Source organism: Paenibacillus lutimineralis (assembly GCF_003991425.1).
GTDB classification, from domain to species: domain Bacteria; phylum Bacillota; class Bacilli; order Paenibacillales; family Paenibacillaceae; genus Fontibacillus; species Fontibacillus lutimineralis.
Window position 1 is genome coordinate 4,732,949 of sequence record NZ_CP034346.1, and the last position, 15,192, is coordinate 4,748,140.

Below are 15,192 nucleotides of genomic sequence, written 5' to 3' on the forward strand. Positions count from 1 at the left end.
CATGTTTGAAAGACAACGTCGCTACGCTACATACATATGACGCTCGGTGAAATCTATAACGGGAAAGATATTATTTTTTGATCCAATGCATAAGTCCGCGAAGCTCATTACCTACTACTTCGATCGGATGGTTCGCTTCGTTGCGGCGAGTCGCTGTCAAGAAGGCACGGTTCGATTGGTTCTCAAGGATGAAGTCGCGAGCGAATTTACCTTGTTGAATATCTGCCAATACTTCCTTCATCGCCTTCTTCGTTTCATCAGTTACAATGCGAGGTCCTGTTACATAGTCGCCGTATTCAGCCGTGTTGGAGATCGAATCGCGCATGGTAGCCATTCCGCCTTCATAGATCAGGTCAACGATCAGCTTCATTTCGTGCAAGCATTCGAAATATGCCATTTCTGGAGCATAGCCTGCTTCCACCAATGTTTCAAAGCCAGCTTTGATCAGGGCTGTTACGCCACCGCACAATACCGCCTGTTCACCGAACAGATCGGTCTCTGTTTCTTCACGGAAGGAAGTCTCGATAACCCCAGCGCGAGTACAGCCGATCCCTTTAGCATAAGCAAGACCAATTTCCTTCGCTTTGCCTGTAGCGTCTTGATGAACAGCGATCAAGCCTGGAACCCCGAAGCCTTCTACATAAGTACGACGAACCATATGACCCGGAGATTTAGGAGCTACGAGCAATACGTCATTGTCTTGGGAAGGAACGATTTGGCCGAAGTGAACGTTGAAGCCGTGAGCGAACAGTAGCGCTGCACCTTTCTTCAAGTTCGGAGCGATTTCGCTGTTGTATACGGAAGCTTGAGTCTCATCCGGCATCAAGATTTGTACTACATCAGCGCGCTTGGTAGCTTCAGCTACAGACAGCACTTCGAATCCATCCTCTTTAGCCTTGTTGAATGATTTGCCTTCACGAAGGCCGATGATTACGTTCAAGCCGCTTTCACGCAAGTTCTGTGCATGAGCATGGCCTTGGCTGCCATAACCGATAATTGCGATTGTTTTTCCTTTCAAAACACTAAGTTCTGCGTCCTGTTCATAATACAAAGTAACTGCCATGATAATAACCCTCCTAAATAATGTCGGACTGCTTGCAGCATGTCCCATAAATTTGATCCTCCGCCTGTTAAGCGGGTGCTTCAGAGGGCCGTCACAGCGTTAGCGAAGTGCAGACGATGACTGGACCGCTCCTCTCAAACCCCCGCTCACAGGAACGGAAGGTATTACGTACAATGAATCTAAATAATTAACCGCGCGTCATTGCTGTTACGCCGGTTCGCGACAACTCGCGGATACCGTAAGGACGGAGCAGCTCGATCATCGCGTCGATCTTCTCGGTATCGCCTATGACCTGAACCATCATGCTCCCTGCGCCGATATCAACGACTGCGGCGCGGAATGTCTCCACGACACCCATGATTTCTGGGCGCTCGGCCGGCTCTGCCTTCACTTTGATCAATGCCAATTCTCGTGACACCATCGGGTTGGCACTCAAATTAACAACCTTGATGACATCGATCAACTTATAGAGCTGCTTCTCAATCTGCTCCAGCGTCGTGTCATCTCCTTCAGTAACAATGACCATCCGGGACAATCCTGGCTCCTCCGACTGACCAACCGTAATACTCTCGATGTTGTATCCGCGGCGTCCGAACAATCCGGACACACGCTGCAGAACACCTGGCTGGTCGTTCACTAATACAGCAATAACATGATTCTTCGTCATCATTCACAGTCCCCCATCAGCATTTGATCAATGGTGGAACCTTGAGTAACCATCGGATATACATTCTCTCCCTTGTGAACCACGAATTCCACCAGCACCGGTCCATCGTTATCAAGCGCTTCCTGCCAAGCACGCTCAGCTTCTTCCTTGCTGGTAGCTCTAAGTCCCTTCACTCCGTAAGCTTCAGCCAGCTTCACGAAATCCGGACTGCCGGCGAGGTCGATGTGGCTGTAGCGGTTGTCGTAGATCAGTTCTTGCCACTGCCTTACCATTCCGAGTACTTGGTTATTAATGACCACGATCTTCACTGGAATTTTGTTGATTGCACAGATCGCAAGCTCCTGCGCACACATCTGCATTCCACCGTCGCCGTTGATGGAGATGACCAGTCGATCGGGATGAGCCATCTGCGCGCCAATCGCTGCCGGGAAGCCGAAGCCCATCGTGCCAAGTCCGCCGGAAGTGATGAAGGAACGAGGCTGGTTAAATTTATAATACTGAGCCGTCCACATCTGATGCTGACCTACATCGGTCGTTACAATTGCTTCGCCATGGGTCGTGTCATTCAACATCTCAATCACCCATTGCGGCTTCAGTACATCCTCGGAATCTTTGTACTTGAACGGCTTCTCTTGCTTCCATCTGCTAATCTGTGCTCTCCAAGCATCAGCCTTGCTGCTATATCCTACCATCGGATTCAGCATTTCAAGCACGGTCTTCACATCACCGACAATCGGGATATCCGTCTTGACGTTCTTGCCGATCTCTGCCGGATCAATATCGATGTGAACGATCTTGGCATGCGGTGCGAACCCGTCGAGACGCCCTGTGACGCGGTCATCAAATCTTGCTCCGATGCTGATCAGAAGATCCGATTGCTGGATTGCCTGATTCGCGGTATAAGTACCATGCATTCCCGGCATTCCCATCCACAGATCATGTCCGCTTGGGAAGGCGCCTAGCCCGAGCAATGTCGTCGTGATCGGAATGCCTGAACGAGTAGCGAATTCCAGCAATCCTTCATGTCCTCCGGAATAGATGACACCCCCGCCGGCCAGAATAACCGGCCGTTCCGCTTCGGAGATTGCTGCTACCAGCTTATCAAGCTGCAGGCGATTGGGTACAACCGTTGGATGGTAGCCGCGCAGGTCAATCGAATGTTCGGGCTCGAATCTTACTTTCTGTGCTGAGACATCCTTCGGAATATCGATCAGTACAGGGCCTTTCCGTCCGGTGTTGGCGATATGAAATGCTTCGTGGATAATCCGTGGTAGATCCTCTGCATCTCTAACCAAGTAACTATGCTTCGTAATTGGCATCGTAATGCCCGTAATATCCGCTTCCTGGAAAGCATCGGTACCAATCAGACTCGTTGCCACGTTACCGGTAATCACCACCAGTGGAACTGAATCCATATAGGCCGTGGCAATTCCTGTTACTGTATTGGTTGCTCCTGGTCCGGAGGTCGCGATGCAAACTCCTACTTTGCCGCTGGCGCGTGCGTAACCATCTGCCGCATGAATCGCTCCTTGTTCATGTCTGGTTAACAGGTGGTGGAAATCATCGAATCCGTACATCGCGTCATAAATATACAGGACCGCGCCACCTGGATAACCGAAGACACATTCGACACCTTCCAAAAGCAAACTGCGAAGCAAGATTTCCGAACCTGAAATGACTTCCGGTTTCATCCATTTCTCACGTAATTGTTCTGTAGACCGCACTGCTGGAATTTGCGCGCTCATCAGTCATCCTCCTTCCAAGATTTAAATCATCTCTTGATTAATGAATTTGATATACAACAAAAAAACCTTCCATCCGCCGAAATAGTCTCCTATTCCGAGGGACGAAAGGTTGTTGCTTCCGTGGTACCACCCATGTTTACCTGACACTTCACAGTATCAAGCCTTGACAAGTATTCGCGATCTGTTGCCTTCTCGCGCTTACCTGTGGTCTCTAACGCAGACCTGACGATTTTCCCTAATAAGTTTCGACTGGACTTTACCTAGGATAAGTCCGCTAGCCTTTCAGGAAAACAGCTCCGAGGTGAGCTCGCATTTAAGGGATATTGGTGGTGGTCTCAGCAAATCCATCCACTCTCTGAGCAAAGAGCCCCTAAACCTTCGTCCTCATCATCGCCGATTCAATATTTTGTCATGAAAATGTTTAGAAACATTATATGATCACTTTACATCCAGAGTCAATACCCTTTTTTTCTAACAAAAATCAAGACGTAGGGTCTTTAGCCCAGTAGGAACCCTTCTCCCCCCTAGTGTCATATGATAAAAAATAACGCCTAATTTCTAGCATATTTCCGCTGAAAACCAGGATATTGTGATCTCCACCTAACACAAAAAGGAGGTTGACTGAATGATCCGCTATCGAAGACCCAGGCAGGATGATCCTGTCATTATCGATTTGATTGAGAAGGAGCTTGTCCCCTATTCCCACCTTCCGCCTGAGGAAATAGCTACGATTTTCAAAGACCTCCCCAAGCGATTAGCACGTGGTATTACACTAGTGGCTTCGCCATATTATGAAGCCGATTCGGTTGCCTTTATTCACTTTATGATTCATGGCGAATTGTTATATATTGACATGACGGCAGTCGCACCCGCGCATCGGCGGCAACGACTGGGAAAAACGCTGATGTCCCATGCCGAGCAGTATGCCGGTTCACGCGGATGCAAACGGGCCAAGGTGATGGTCGATCAAGGAAATTCCCGAGCCCACTCCTTCTATCGCAAGCTCGGGTACAAGACCATTCGTTATATCGATCAATCGGAATGTTATGAACTAGAGAAGATGCTTCCCATCCGGGTATAGGCGGAGGGCTTAGAAGAAAGGCCCATAGCCGTTCCCATACGGACCAACACCGCCATACCCATGTCCGCCATATCCGCCATAAGGGCCATATGGACCATACCCACCGCCAGGGTATCCATTCCCAAAAGGCGCTGTGCCGATCGCGAGCAAATCAAATAATACGAGCGGGATCAGTGCCTTCGTCTTCACTTTTTTGCCCGAATCTTGCTTCAGTACCAAGCTGTTGCCGCTAATCTTTACGAGTTTGCCGGTTACGAAGCCGCCATCCTTCTTGTACGCAACGATAGATTTGCCAATCCACTTCTCTGCTTCCTTCCTGGTTACCGTTCTACCCATCACAATAACCTCCTTCCAGAGTCGTCCGTGAATCCCCTGACAAAGCACCCAGCTTCTTGTTCTGGAGCGCGCCCTATCTTCCATCAGCTTATTCAACAGCGATTCCCTCCGCATATGCCATCGCCTTGATAACAAAAAACAGGCATCCCAAAAAGGATGCCTGTCCTGCTTTATTTATAAAATTAAGCGTTGATTTTTTGTTTAGCTACGTTAGCCAAAGAGTTGAACGCTTCAAGATCGTTCACAGCAAGATCCGCAAGCATTTTACGGTTGATGTTCACTTCAGCCAGTTTAAGGCCGTGCATCAATTTGCTGTAAGTCAAGCCGTTCATGCGTGCAGCCGCGTTAATACGCACGATCCACAATTTGCGGAAATCGCGTTTTTTCGTACGACGATCACGGTATGCATATTGCATGGATTTCATAACTTGCTCGTTAGCTGTTTTGTAGATGCGGTGTTTCGAACCAAAATAACCTCTAGCTAATTTCAATACTTTTTTATGACGACGACGAACCACGAATCCGCCTTTTACTCTTGCCATAGTAATAAACCTCCCAGAAAAGTTGTGTTAGATTATTTCAAATTTGCAAGCTGCTGTTTCATGCGGCTAACGTCACCCGAATAAGCTACTGGGCTGTTAGCCAATACACGTTTGCCGCGTTTGGACTTGTGAGACAGCAAGTGGTTGCGGTTCGCTTTGTAGCGTCTTACTTTACCCGTTCCAGTAATTTTAAAGCGTCCTTTCAGACTGCTGTGGGTTTTCATTTTAGGCATGGTATATCCCCCTCAAATTGTGTGATTCGGTGCTCATCAGAGATTGCTCAGAGCATTCTCTGATGAAACGCTCGATTAATTGCTTTTAGGTGCTAAAATCATAATCATACTGCGGCCTTCCAATTTTGGAATGCGTTCAATTGACGAGATTTCTGCTACCTCATCCTTAACTCGTTCAAGGATCTTCTTCCCAATGTCAGCATGGGTAATTTCCCGGCCGCGGAAGCGTACCGAACATTTTACCTTATCGCCATCCTTCAGGAATTTGATAACATTGCGAAGCTTGGTCTGATAATCATGCTCCTCAATGTTGGCACGGAACCAAACTTCCTTGACATCGACAACCTTCTGATTCTTGCGAGCCTCTTTCTCTTTCTTCTGCTGTTCGTAGCGGAATTTGCCATAGTCCATAATCCGACATACCGGCGGCTTAGCTGTAGGGGCTACGTTAACGAGATCAAGGTTCAAGTCCATGGCCATCTGCAGTGCTTCACGGATCGGCTTAATGCCAATTTGCTCACCTTCAGCACCTACCAAGCGGACTTCCTTCGCACGAATCTCATCATTGATCATATGTTCCTTACTAATAGTTCTCCACCTCCGAAAAATATTCTGGTCTTACAACCGATATCTTCAAAAGAAAAGGGATGCAGGTCAACGCCCGCATCCCACTTGATCGTCAATTCGTCATGAATTTACATTCATCAATTAACGGATCAATACCAGCCAACAATACGTCGGACAGGTGAGAAGCCACGGCCTCTGCTTGCAATCCTAAATAATAACCGCTAATTAATGTATCATACTCTTATATCCTATGTCAAGAGTTGAATCCGAAATATTAGCCTTGCTTGCTCTGAACCTCTTCCAAGCGCACCACTCTGGTATGCTGTGTATGGCTCCAATGTTTGTTGTTCTGTGTGAAGAAAGCATAGAACGTAATCGGCCACCAGGAGATCAGGTAAATCGGGAACAAGATCAAATAAGCGTAGACCTTCTTGGATTTAACCTTCTCCAAAATCATCGCTGCCAAGAAAATAAATACGTTGGCGGCGATTGCCACGAACGAAATCCACAGCGGCATGTAACCATACAAGGTATCCAAATGCGGCCCGCTAAGCAGTGACTGGTCGACCCAAATGACCGCAGTCAGCAAAAACGTAAGCAGAACGATATATACGTTCACACCATAGAGCGCCATATCCAGCTTGACCAGATTACGCTCCTTGATGCTCTTCCACAGCAGCGGGAAGAAGTAGCGGCGGGCAACCGTAAAGTGCCCTTGCATCCAGCGTAAACGCTGGCGTGCCGAAGCCTTGAACGTGAGCGGCTTCTCGTCGAACAGCTTGGCATCGTAGTTGAACACCGGATATACACCGCGATCAACACAACGCATCGTGAACTCGAGGTCCTCTACAAGACTGGTTGCGCCCCAGCCCATTTCCTTCAGCAGGTTAGTCTCAAAGCACATGCCCGTACCACCAAGGAAATTCGCCATACCCAGATTGTGGCGAGACAACTGCCACAAACGATTACAGTACCAATACGAGATTCCATATGCAGCAGTAATCCAGGAGTCCTCTGGATTCTTTGTATCGATATAGCCCTGAATGACACGCGCGCCACTGCACAGATCATTGTTCATCTCATTCAGGAAATCCGGATGAGCCAGATTATCGGCGTCGAACATTACTATCGCGTCATATTGACGGGGCATTTTCCACAATTCCTTCAGCATCCATTCGATCGCATAGCCTTTACCACGTAAATTCGGGTTGCTGCGAACGCAGGCATTCATACCGTGGCTGCGAACGATCTCAGCCGTACGGTCCGTACAGTTATCGCAAATTACGAACACATCATACAACTCTTTTGGGTAGTTCAGGTGCTTGAGGTTCTCCATCAAGGCCCCTACCACTTTCTCTTCGTTATGCGCTGCTACAAGTACGGCAAATGATTTTTGTGGTTCGTAATGTACTTTGCTCTTTTTCTTGTACAAGCCGAACAATGATAAGCCGAACTGATAGATCCCTACAACAGCGAGCACAACCTGCAGTACAATCAAAATAGCCTGAAACATGTTGTTTTTGTACCCCCTTAAACTCCATCTCTTATTTTTGTTTTACGGAGTTTTTTTTGACCCTTCTTCTTCATTATTTCTGAAAAACATTTTCTTACATTGCATTACGATTTTCCACGACTTCGGCACATTTGTCAAAAACGATGTAACGCCTCCCTAGCGGAAATATCGGCCGGAGCCAGCTTTTATTCATGCATGATCCACTGCAACTCTTTTTCAGTGCAGTATGGTCTTATTTTCATCACTTTTGACGGTTTTTATTTCTTCAGACCCCCTTTTTTTAACGCAGTGTTAAATTTTTTGGTTTTCCAGCTCATTCTTAATAACGAAAACAACACAAAAAAGTTACTTAATTCTCCAATATTGTTTACAGAAGTCTGTTATCATTAAAACATTGTAATGCGCCTTGAACCAGAAATCAAAAAATAGCGCCCTACCCTTGAAAAGGCCGCGAAATAAAAATATGATAAGTCTAACTCGGAAATGCCATGCTACAAACTGATGAAGCATCGATCATCAAATGAACAGCTCATGAATTTTGCTCGGCCCGTTACAGAGCCCTACAAATCGGAGGTATCCTATGAATTCCTTGCTTCAAAAGCTTACATCTCTCGATCGGAAAATATTTAAAGGAATTAACGGACGTTTACATCGTAAATCCTTGAGTATCGGATTTTATTATATCACTCATCTAGGTGGAGCCTGGTTTACTATTATTGCCACTTTATTGATCTGGTATTTCAGCGCGAATCCTTGGAGTCGTCTAGGTATTCAGGCCTTGGTTGCCTTGGCTTTAAGTCATATTCCTGTAGCTATAGCCAAGAAAGTATATCCGCGCATTCGCCCATATCTGGCACTTCCTGGCACGAATACTTTTCCCAATCCGCTGACGGACCATTCCTTCCCTTCCGGGCATACAACAGCGATCTTCTCAGTCACGATGCCGTTTATGGTCGTCATGCCATCGCTCATTATTGTTCTTGGTCCGCTTGCTCTGGTCGTAGGAATATCCAGAATTTATCTGGGGCTTCATTACCCGTCCGACGTGCTTGCAGGGGCCGTAATCGGTTCCTCTGTAGCGTTCGGAACTGTTGCATTATGGGCGTAAACGGGATATTGTAGTTGGTAGAAAACCTTGCAGGAAAAGGTGAAACCAAAGTGCAAAAACAAAGAGTATTGCTTTTATCTGAGGGGTTTGGAGCAGGTCATACGCAAGCGGCATATGCACTTTCCAGCAGTTTACGCAAAATTGCTCCACATGTTCAGACGAGAGTGCTGGAATTGGGTAGTTTTCTCAACCCTAGAGTAGCGCCGGTCATTATAACTGCCTATAAGAAGACGGTCTCCTCCCAGCCTCGGCTCGTTCGCATGATGTATCGCAGCAATTATAATAAATCTTTAAACCGATTGACGACGCTGGCACTTCATCGGATATTTTATACGCGAACTTTACAGATCATCCGTCAGCTGCGTCCCGATGTCATCGTCTGCACTCACCCAATCCCAAGCGTCGTGATCTCCCGGATCAAGCGGCTTGGCTTTGATGTACCACTGTGCACCGTTATCACTGACTATGACGTACACGGAGCATGGGTAAGCCGTGAAGTGAATCGCTATCTCGTATCGACCGAGCAAGTGAAGGAGAAGCTTCTTGAGCGCGGTGTCGGTGCATCAAAAATTCAAATTACCGGCATTCCTGTACACCCTAACTTCTGGGAGAGACATCAAAAGGATGATATCCGGGCACAGTTTGCTCTTAACAATTTGCCTACGGTACTCGTTATGGGCGGCGGTTGGGGCTTTATGAAGGATGAAGCTGTCAATTCCTTGCTAGCTTCCTATCGCAATGAGATTCAAATTATATTTTGCTTCGGCAATAACACGAAACAGCTTGAGAAAATGAAAAAGGATCCGCGGTACATTCACCCTAACATCCATCTACTCGGCTTCACTAAAGAGGTTGATAAATTGATGGAAGTAGCTGATCTGTTAATTACGAAGCCCGGAGGCATGACTTGTACCGAGGGCTTGGCGAAGGGAATTCCCATGCTGTTCCATAAGCCCCTTCCTGGCCAGGAAGAAGAGAATTCGCAATATTTCGCATCGCAGGGTTGGGGAACCGAGATCCACTCATTGGGCGATATCGAAGGTTGGATCCATCGTCTGTTATACAATTATCCTGAAGTGCTCCGTACCCGTGAAGAAGTTCTAGAACATATCGCTAGCTATCACCCCATGCAGAGTGCTCAGGCGATACTGGATCTGCTGGCAGATAATCACAAATGGAAAATGGACAATCAAGAAATTAAATAGTTGCCTGTTTACTTAAACGTTTTCGGCAACATGCGACAATAATCGCCTTCGGCACTAATTATGCTGAGGGCGTTTTGGCGTTATATTAATCAAAAATGCTGCTTCATGCGGTCGTAACCACATTAGAGCAGCATTTAGAAGTTTAATAATTAAAATTCATCCATCTTATGTTCATGATAGCGTCTTAAAGCTGCTTCTCCAATAATGACTTCACAGCGGTGAATCGGCATCCCCTTGCCGACGAACTTGCCTTCATACTCGGTCATCACATGCTTCTCGTTAATGCCGCCCTCATGTAGGCTAAGCGATATATCGTTCATCTGCAGACCCGTTGCAGCGAAAGAATTAAGCGAGAATTGGAACAAAGAACGTGAATCCGTCTTAAAATGGATCTCTCCATTCTCGTTCAGAATAGAACGGTATTTATTTAAAAAACGCGGATGCGTAAGACGTCTTCTGGCATGCTTCTTCTTCGGCCATGGATCGCTGAAGTTCAAGTAGATCCGCTCAATCTCTCCAGGTGCGAATATCTCCTCGATCTGTTCCACATTGCCAAGCGCAAGCCGAACATTGAATGAACTCCCTTCGCCAGCTGGAGTGACTTCAATTGCCCGATCCGGCTCATCAGCCTCTTCTTGATCAACTTGGCCCTGAATCGCGCGTACTTTCTCACTGCCGCGACGGATCAGTTCATCGTACATGTCCATCCCGATGAAGTTCACATCCGGATATTTGACACTCATACCGCTAATGAACTGACCTTTGCCCATGCCTAGCTCCACATGGATCGGACGATCGTTGCCGAACATCTCGGACCAACGTCCTTTATATTGCTTGGGATCAAGCACAACCAGTTCAGGCTGCTGCTCCAGATTTTCCCTAATACCTTTTCTACCGCGTAAACGCATGATATTCCTCCACTTTCCTGTGATTATACTATAAGAGGTTGTTCAAAAAGTCCGTCTTTTTGAACATGCACTATTACAGAGATCATTCAAAAGATTTTCCACTTTGGATCACTTTTTGCTTTTTGCAAAATAAACCGATTACTGAAATATTGTGCCGAAGTTCGTCGGAAAAGTAAAGAGTAACAGAGAAAAAGGAACCCTCCATACCGCCGGGGAGACAGTGGGAAAGATTCCTTTTTCATATATTTTGGAATTGGGGTCCAACGAATGTTATTACAATCAAAATAACATAATCAGTTAACCATCGCAAGAAAAGTACGTAGGCCTTCATTCCCTTTTTTAATTGAACTTTGATACAATAAACTCGTAAGAGCCTGTCAGAAGGCTGACTTTGCTAGTCATGATACTAATTCGCATATTTCTGTGACAAATAAAGGAGTTTTTCAATGAATACCTCATTATCTGCTTCCCCACTGCTCTGGTCTGACAAAAGATTCCATACATGGAACTACGAGATGCGGCATGAATTTGGCGATAAAGTGTTCAAAGTGATGCTAGATGCCGGATTTACCTGCCCGAATCGGGACGGCTCCATTGCCAAGGGCGGCTGCACCTTCTGCAGCTCAAGGGGGTCTGGTGATTTCGCAGGCAGCAGGCGAGATGATCTAGTGACGCAATTCAACAAAATTCGCGACAAACAGCATCAAAAGTGGCCGCATGCCAAATATATCGGTTATTTCCAAGCTTATACGAATACTTACGCTCCGGTCGAGGTTCTTCGTGAATATTACGAAGCAATTCTTGAACAGCCCGGGGTCGTTGGTCTCTCTATAGCTACGCGCCCGGACTGTCTGCCTGATGATGTCGTGGATTATCTGGCCGAACTCAATGAACGGACCTATCTATGGGTGGAAATGGGACTGCAGACGATCCATGATACAACCTCTGAACTAATTAACCGGGCCCATGATACACAATGCTATGTGGACGCTGTTGAGAAGCTGAGAAAGCGAAACATCCGCGTATGCACTCATATCATCTACGGATTGCCTCAGGAATCACATGAGATGATGCTCGATACCGGCCGTGCAGTTGCAGCAATGGATGTTCAGGGCATTAAGATTCATCTGCTTCATCTGATGCGCAAGACACCGATGGTCAAGCAATATGAAGCAGGACTGCTCCGTTTCCTAGAGATGGATGAATATGTGAAGCTGATTGTGGACACATTGGAATTCCTGCCGCCAGAAATGATTGTTCATCGTCTAACCGGGGATGCGCCGCGTGATTTACTGATCGGGCCGACGTGGAGCCTGAAGAAATGGGAAGTGCTGAACGCGATCGACGCCGAACTGAAGAACAGAGACTCCTGGCAAGGCAAGTATTGGAGGGGTTAAGATGGGCTTTCTATCCGTACTAAGCTTTGCTCATAAGCTGGTCGCAGACAGACTCCAGCCTGGAGAATTGTCTATCGACGCTACCGCAGGCACTGGAGCCGACACCTTGTTTCTAGCCAAAGCCTGCGGACGAAGAGGTCTCGTGTGGGCATTCGATATTCAGGCTGAAGCGCTCCGTCTAACCCAGGAGAGATTGGATCGCGAATCCGGTGATGAACTGGCCCAGGTCACCTTGCTGCAGCAGAGCCATGCCGAGATGAAGGAACAGCTTCCAAGCTCGACCCGCGGCCAGATTGGGGCTGTTATGTTCAATCTGGGTTACCTGCCGGTCGAAGAGGCTGATCAATCGCTGATCACACTACCAGAGAGCACGATCGCCGCACTGGAGACAGCTGTCTCACTTCTGCGCCCGCGCGGGATCGCAACGATCGTCCTCTATCCAGGACACCCTGGCGGGGACCAAGAGGCCGAGGCTGTACATGCCTGGGCGGCGAACCTGCCTTCATCGATCGGCCAGACGATTCTGTACCGACAAATTCAACGCCCGCATGCACCTTATCTCATAGCGATCGAGAAGAAATAACTGTAAACTGGAATTAGACATAACAGGCTAATTGGGAGAGGAAGTGTCCTTATAAATGCAAGAGAACACCTTTACTTTCGAAAACGACGCCGATCAACCCGTGTTCGTCTATCATTGGTATCCGGACGATACGATGCTGCCGTTACGCGGCGTTGTGCAGATTGCCCACGGTATGGCGGAGACCGCCAAGCGCTATGCCCGTTTCGCGGAGGCGCTCACCGCCTCCGGATTCCTCGTGTACGCGGGTGATCACCGCGGTCACGGCTTGACGGCAGCGAATCAATCCGGGCTGGGATGGCCCGGTAAGGACGGTTTGAACGGTATGGTCCGGGATATGACGAAATTAAGAGATATAATCCACAGTAAGCACCCGAATTTGCCTCTCTTCTTGTTGGGCCACAGTATGGGGTCCTTCCTGACGCAAAAGGTGATGTACGCTGCACCCGAGCATTATACCGGCTTTATACTGTCAGGAACCAACGGACCGAGAGCTTTTCTCGGCTTCGGTGAAGGGCTTTCCAAGCTACAGATGAAGCTGCGGGGACCAAGCCATCCGAGTGTACTTATGAATGCAATCTCCTTCGGCAGCTTCAACCGCCAATTCCGTCCTGTACGAACGGCCTTTGATTGGCTGTCCCGTGACGAGGCGGAAGTCGACAAATTTATTGCCGATCCTTATTGCGGATTCCTATGTAGTACGGAATTCTTCCAAGGCTTATTCGGGATTTTAAGAGATATTCATCGTCCGGACCATGTAAGCCAGATTCCGAAGGATAAGCCGGTCTACATATTTTGCGGTGATCACGACCCGGTCGGATTAAGCGGCGTTGGCGTCAAACGACTGGTGCAATTATATGAACAATTGGGCATAAAGGACCTGGAACTGAAATTATATCCTGGCGGAAGACATGAAATGCTTAATGAGATCAACCGCGATGAGGTCACAAACAATGTTATTAACTGGCTGGAGCGACATGTATCTTAATGTGGTAGTGCAATAGCGTTCTGTAGTTTCGTTATAAAAATGAACAGGGGAAACTCTTTGGAGGCTAATTACTTCGCCCACTCAAAGGATTTCCCCTCGATTTGTTGCCGCATCGTATTGAATAACCAGGTTACGCCCGTCCACCATTCCGGGTCCTCCGCATAGGTCTGATTCAACCATTGAATCGGATGATCATCTCCCAGACGACGACTGCTTATATTCTTGACCGTCTTGGCAGCAATATCAGCCGATACCTCGATGGTCGTGTTATAACTCTCCCAGCTGCCAAATACGTTGAACGGATTATTCGCTATTTGCTTCGCTTGCTTTTGATCCTTCGGCACAAAACCCTGCTCCTGTCCCGTAATCGCGAACAACAGTAATGGATGAACATCATATCGCTTCGCCGATGCAATGATCGCTGACAGATACGGTTCTTCAGCCAGCAAAGAATTTCTATCCTGTAAAAATAGTGATAATCGCTTCTTATCCACATCCATATAGCGAAGTTCGGCAGGAATACCACCAGCTCTCCGCAAGCTCTCCCGCTCACGAATATCGCGCAGCATAATCTCCATCACGCTTGGATATGTCTGTGCTCCGGCCGTAGGTTGCTCGTTCCGGAAGCTGTTCATTGTGAACACAAGGATGATCGCAGCAGCCACACAACTTGAGACTATCGCCATCATGGCCCAAGGGCGGACCATCCATCTTCTAGGGGCTGTTGGAGTATATAAATCTGCCATATTCGCCATGTTGGCTGTCTCAACAGATACAGCTATCTCTTTAGCGACGCAGCTAGCCTCATTCATGTGCTGAGGGGCATCTGAAGCTTGGGACCTTGCCTCCACCAACGCGTTCAAGGAGATTTGATCGGGTGAATGCTGGGACCATTGTAATAGGGTATCCCTAAGTCTCTCACGTTCCAAAGGCACGGCGGATCTACTGCTTACCCATACTGTCAGAGCACCCAACAACTCATCCTGATTCAAATCCAGAGTCAGGCACTCACGCAATGCATCATCCTGATGAAGGATCAGCGTATCCCTCTGCTTGTTCAGCAGCTCAAATCGTACCTTCTCCTTCACTTCATCCGGAAAAGAGGGCAGACGGCTGTCGATGACCCGATGAGCTGCATCTGACCAAATAGCCCGTCTCTGCTCTGAGTCAAGATCCACGTACTTTTTCTCTATGTACTTCTTTAGCCGAACCGCTTCTCCATCCGATAAAATAAATGGTTGCATTTATGTATCCCATCC

At 47.6% G+C, this 15,192-nt stretch carries 16 protein-coding genes; 6 read left to right on the plus strand and 10 right to left on the minus strand.

Translation table 11 applies throughout. The annotated features are described in order from the left end of the window. Positions 1–70: 70 nt before the first annotated feature. From ilvC to ilvB, 3 genes are all read right to left on the minus strand, one after another. On the minus strand, positions 71–1,063 hold the full coding sequence (gene ilvC / locus EI981_RS21140) for a ketol-acid reductoisomerase (RefSeq protein ID WP_127001602.1): 993 nt from the start codon (positions 1,061–1,063) through the stop codon (positions 71–73). 187 nt (positions 1,064–1,250) lie between these two features. Next, positions 1,251–1,730 carry an acetolactate synthase small subunit gene (gene ilvN / locus EI981_RS21145; RefSeq protein ID WP_127004860.1) on the minus strand — a complete coding sequence of 160 codons (480 nt, stop codon included), beginning with the start codon at positions 1,728–1,730 and terminating at the stop codon, positions 1,251–1,253. Further along, positions 1,730–3,475: a biosynthetic-type acetolactate synthase large subunit gene (ilvB, locus tag EI981_RS21150; protein ID WP_127001604.1), complete on the minus strand. Its 1,746-nt coding sequence runs from the start codon at positions 3,473–3,475 to the stop codon at positions 1,730–1,732. Before ilvB ends, ilvN begins: the two co-directional genes overlap by 1 nt. 625 nt (positions 3,476–4,100) lie before the next feature. On the opposite strand from ilvB, the gene EI981_RS21155 reads away from it, so the two are divergent. Beyond that, positions 4,101–4,556, plus strand: coding sequence for a GNAT family N-acetyltransferase (locus tag EI981_RS21155; protein WP_127001606.1), 456 nt, complete (start codon positions 4,101–4,103; stop codon positions 4,554–4,556). Positions 4,557–4,565: 9 nt separating this feature from the next. Here EI981_RS21155 and EI981_RS21160 read toward each other — a convergent pair whose 3' ends face one another. The 5 genes from EI981_RS21160 to EI981_RS21180 all read right to left on the minus strand — a co-directional run bounded on the left by EI981_RS21160 (position 4,566) and on the right by EI981_RS21180 (position 7,747). Continuing rightward, positions 4,566–4,892, minus strand: a complete 327-nt coding sequence (locus tag EI981_RS21160) for a hypothetical protein (RefSeq protein ID WP_127001608.1) — start codon at positions 4,890–4,892, stop codon at positions 4,566–4,568. A 182-nt stretch (positions 4,893–5,074) separates the two neighbouring features. Continuing rightward, positions 5,075–5,434, minus strand: a complete 360-nt coding sequence (rplT, locus tag EI981_RS21165; RefSeq protein ID WP_127001610.1) for a 50S ribosomal protein L20 — start codon at positions 5,432–5,434, stop codon at positions 5,075–5,077. A gap of 32 nt (positions 5,435–5,466) precedes the next feature. Further along, a complete protein-coding gene (gene rpmI, locus EI981_RS21170; protein ID WP_068780125.1) occupies positions 5,467–5,667 on the minus strand; it encodes a 50S ribosomal protein L35 in 201 nt (66 codons plus the stop codon). 75 nt (positions 5,668–5,742) lie between these two features. Further along, a complete protein-coding gene (gene infC / locus EI981_RS21175; RefSeq protein ID WP_127001612.1) occupies positions 5,743–6,240 on the minus strand; it encodes a translation initiation factor IF-3 in 498 nt (165 codons plus the stop codon). A 268-nt stretch (positions 6,241–6,508) separates the two neighbouring features. Further along, positions 6,509–7,747, minus strand: coding sequence for a glycosyltransferase family 2 protein (locus tag EI981_RS21180; protein WP_127001614.1), 1,239 nt, complete (start codon positions 7,745–7,747; stop codon positions 6,509–6,511). 580 nt (positions 7,748–8,327) lie between these two features. Here EI981_RS21180 and EI981_RS21185 point away from each other — a divergent pair. Both EI981_RS21185 and EI981_RS21190 read left to right on the plus strand, forming a co-directional pair. Next, complete coding sequence (locus EI981_RS21185) at positions 8,328–8,855, plus strand: phosphatase PAP2 family protein (RefSeq protein WP_127001616.1); 528 nt, start codon at positions 8,328–8,330, stop codon at positions 8,853–8,855. A gap of 50 nt (positions 8,856–8,905) precedes the next feature. Then, positions 8,906–10,060, plus strand: a complete 1,155-nt coding sequence (locus tag EI981_RS21190) for an MGDG synthase family glycosyltransferase (RefSeq protein ID WP_193556394.1) — start codon at positions 8,906–8,908, stop codon at positions 10,058–10,060. Between the two features lie 149 nt (positions 10,061–10,209). Here the strand turns inward: EI981_RS21190 and trmB are convergent, their stop codons facing one another. Further along, positions 10,210–10,968 (minus strand): tRNA (guanosine(46)-N7)-methyltransferase TrmB, encoded by a 759-nt coding sequence (gene trmB / locus EI981_RS21195; protein WP_127001621.1) that lies wholly within the window; start codon positions 10,966–10,968, stop codon positions 10,210–10,212. A 446-nt stretch (positions 10,969–11,414) separates the two neighbouring features. Between trmB and mnmL the strand changes: the two genes are divergently transcribed. Genes mnmL through EI981_RS21210 form a run of 3 tightly spaced genes read left to right on the plus strand, consistent with a single transcriptional unit; the run spans position 11,415 to position 13,933 of the window. Next, positions 11,415–12,365 carry a tRNA modification radical SAM protein MnmL/YtqA gene (mnmL, locus tag EI981_RS21200; RefSeq protein WP_127001623.1) on the plus strand — a complete coding sequence of 317 codons (951 nt, stop codon included), beginning with the start codon at positions 11,415–11,417 and terminating at the stop codon, positions 12,363–12,365. 1 nt (position 12,366) lies between these two features. Continuing rightward, positions 12,367–12,948 (plus strand): tRNA 5-(aminomethyl)-2-thiouridylate-methyltransferase MnmM, encoded by a 582-nt coding sequence (gene mnmM, locus EI981_RS21205; RefSeq protein ID WP_127001625.1) that lies wholly within the window; start codon positions 12,367–12,369, stop codon positions 12,946–12,948. 55 nt (positions 12,949–13,003) lie between these two features. Beyond that, entirely contained in the window at positions 13,004–13,933 is a 930-nt protein-coding gene (locus EI981_RS21210; protein WP_127001627.1) for an alpha/beta hydrolase, read from the plus strand. Positions 13,934–14,001: 68 nt separating this feature from the next. Here the strand turns inward: EI981_RS21210 and EI981_RS21215 are convergent, their stop codons facing one another. Next, complete coding sequence (locus tag EI981_RS21215; RefSeq protein ID WP_127001629.1) at positions 14,002–15,177, minus strand: glucosaminidase domain-containing protein; 1,176 nt, start codon at positions 15,175–15,177, stop codon at positions 14,002–14,004. Positions 15,178–15,192 lie beyond the last annotated feature (15 nt).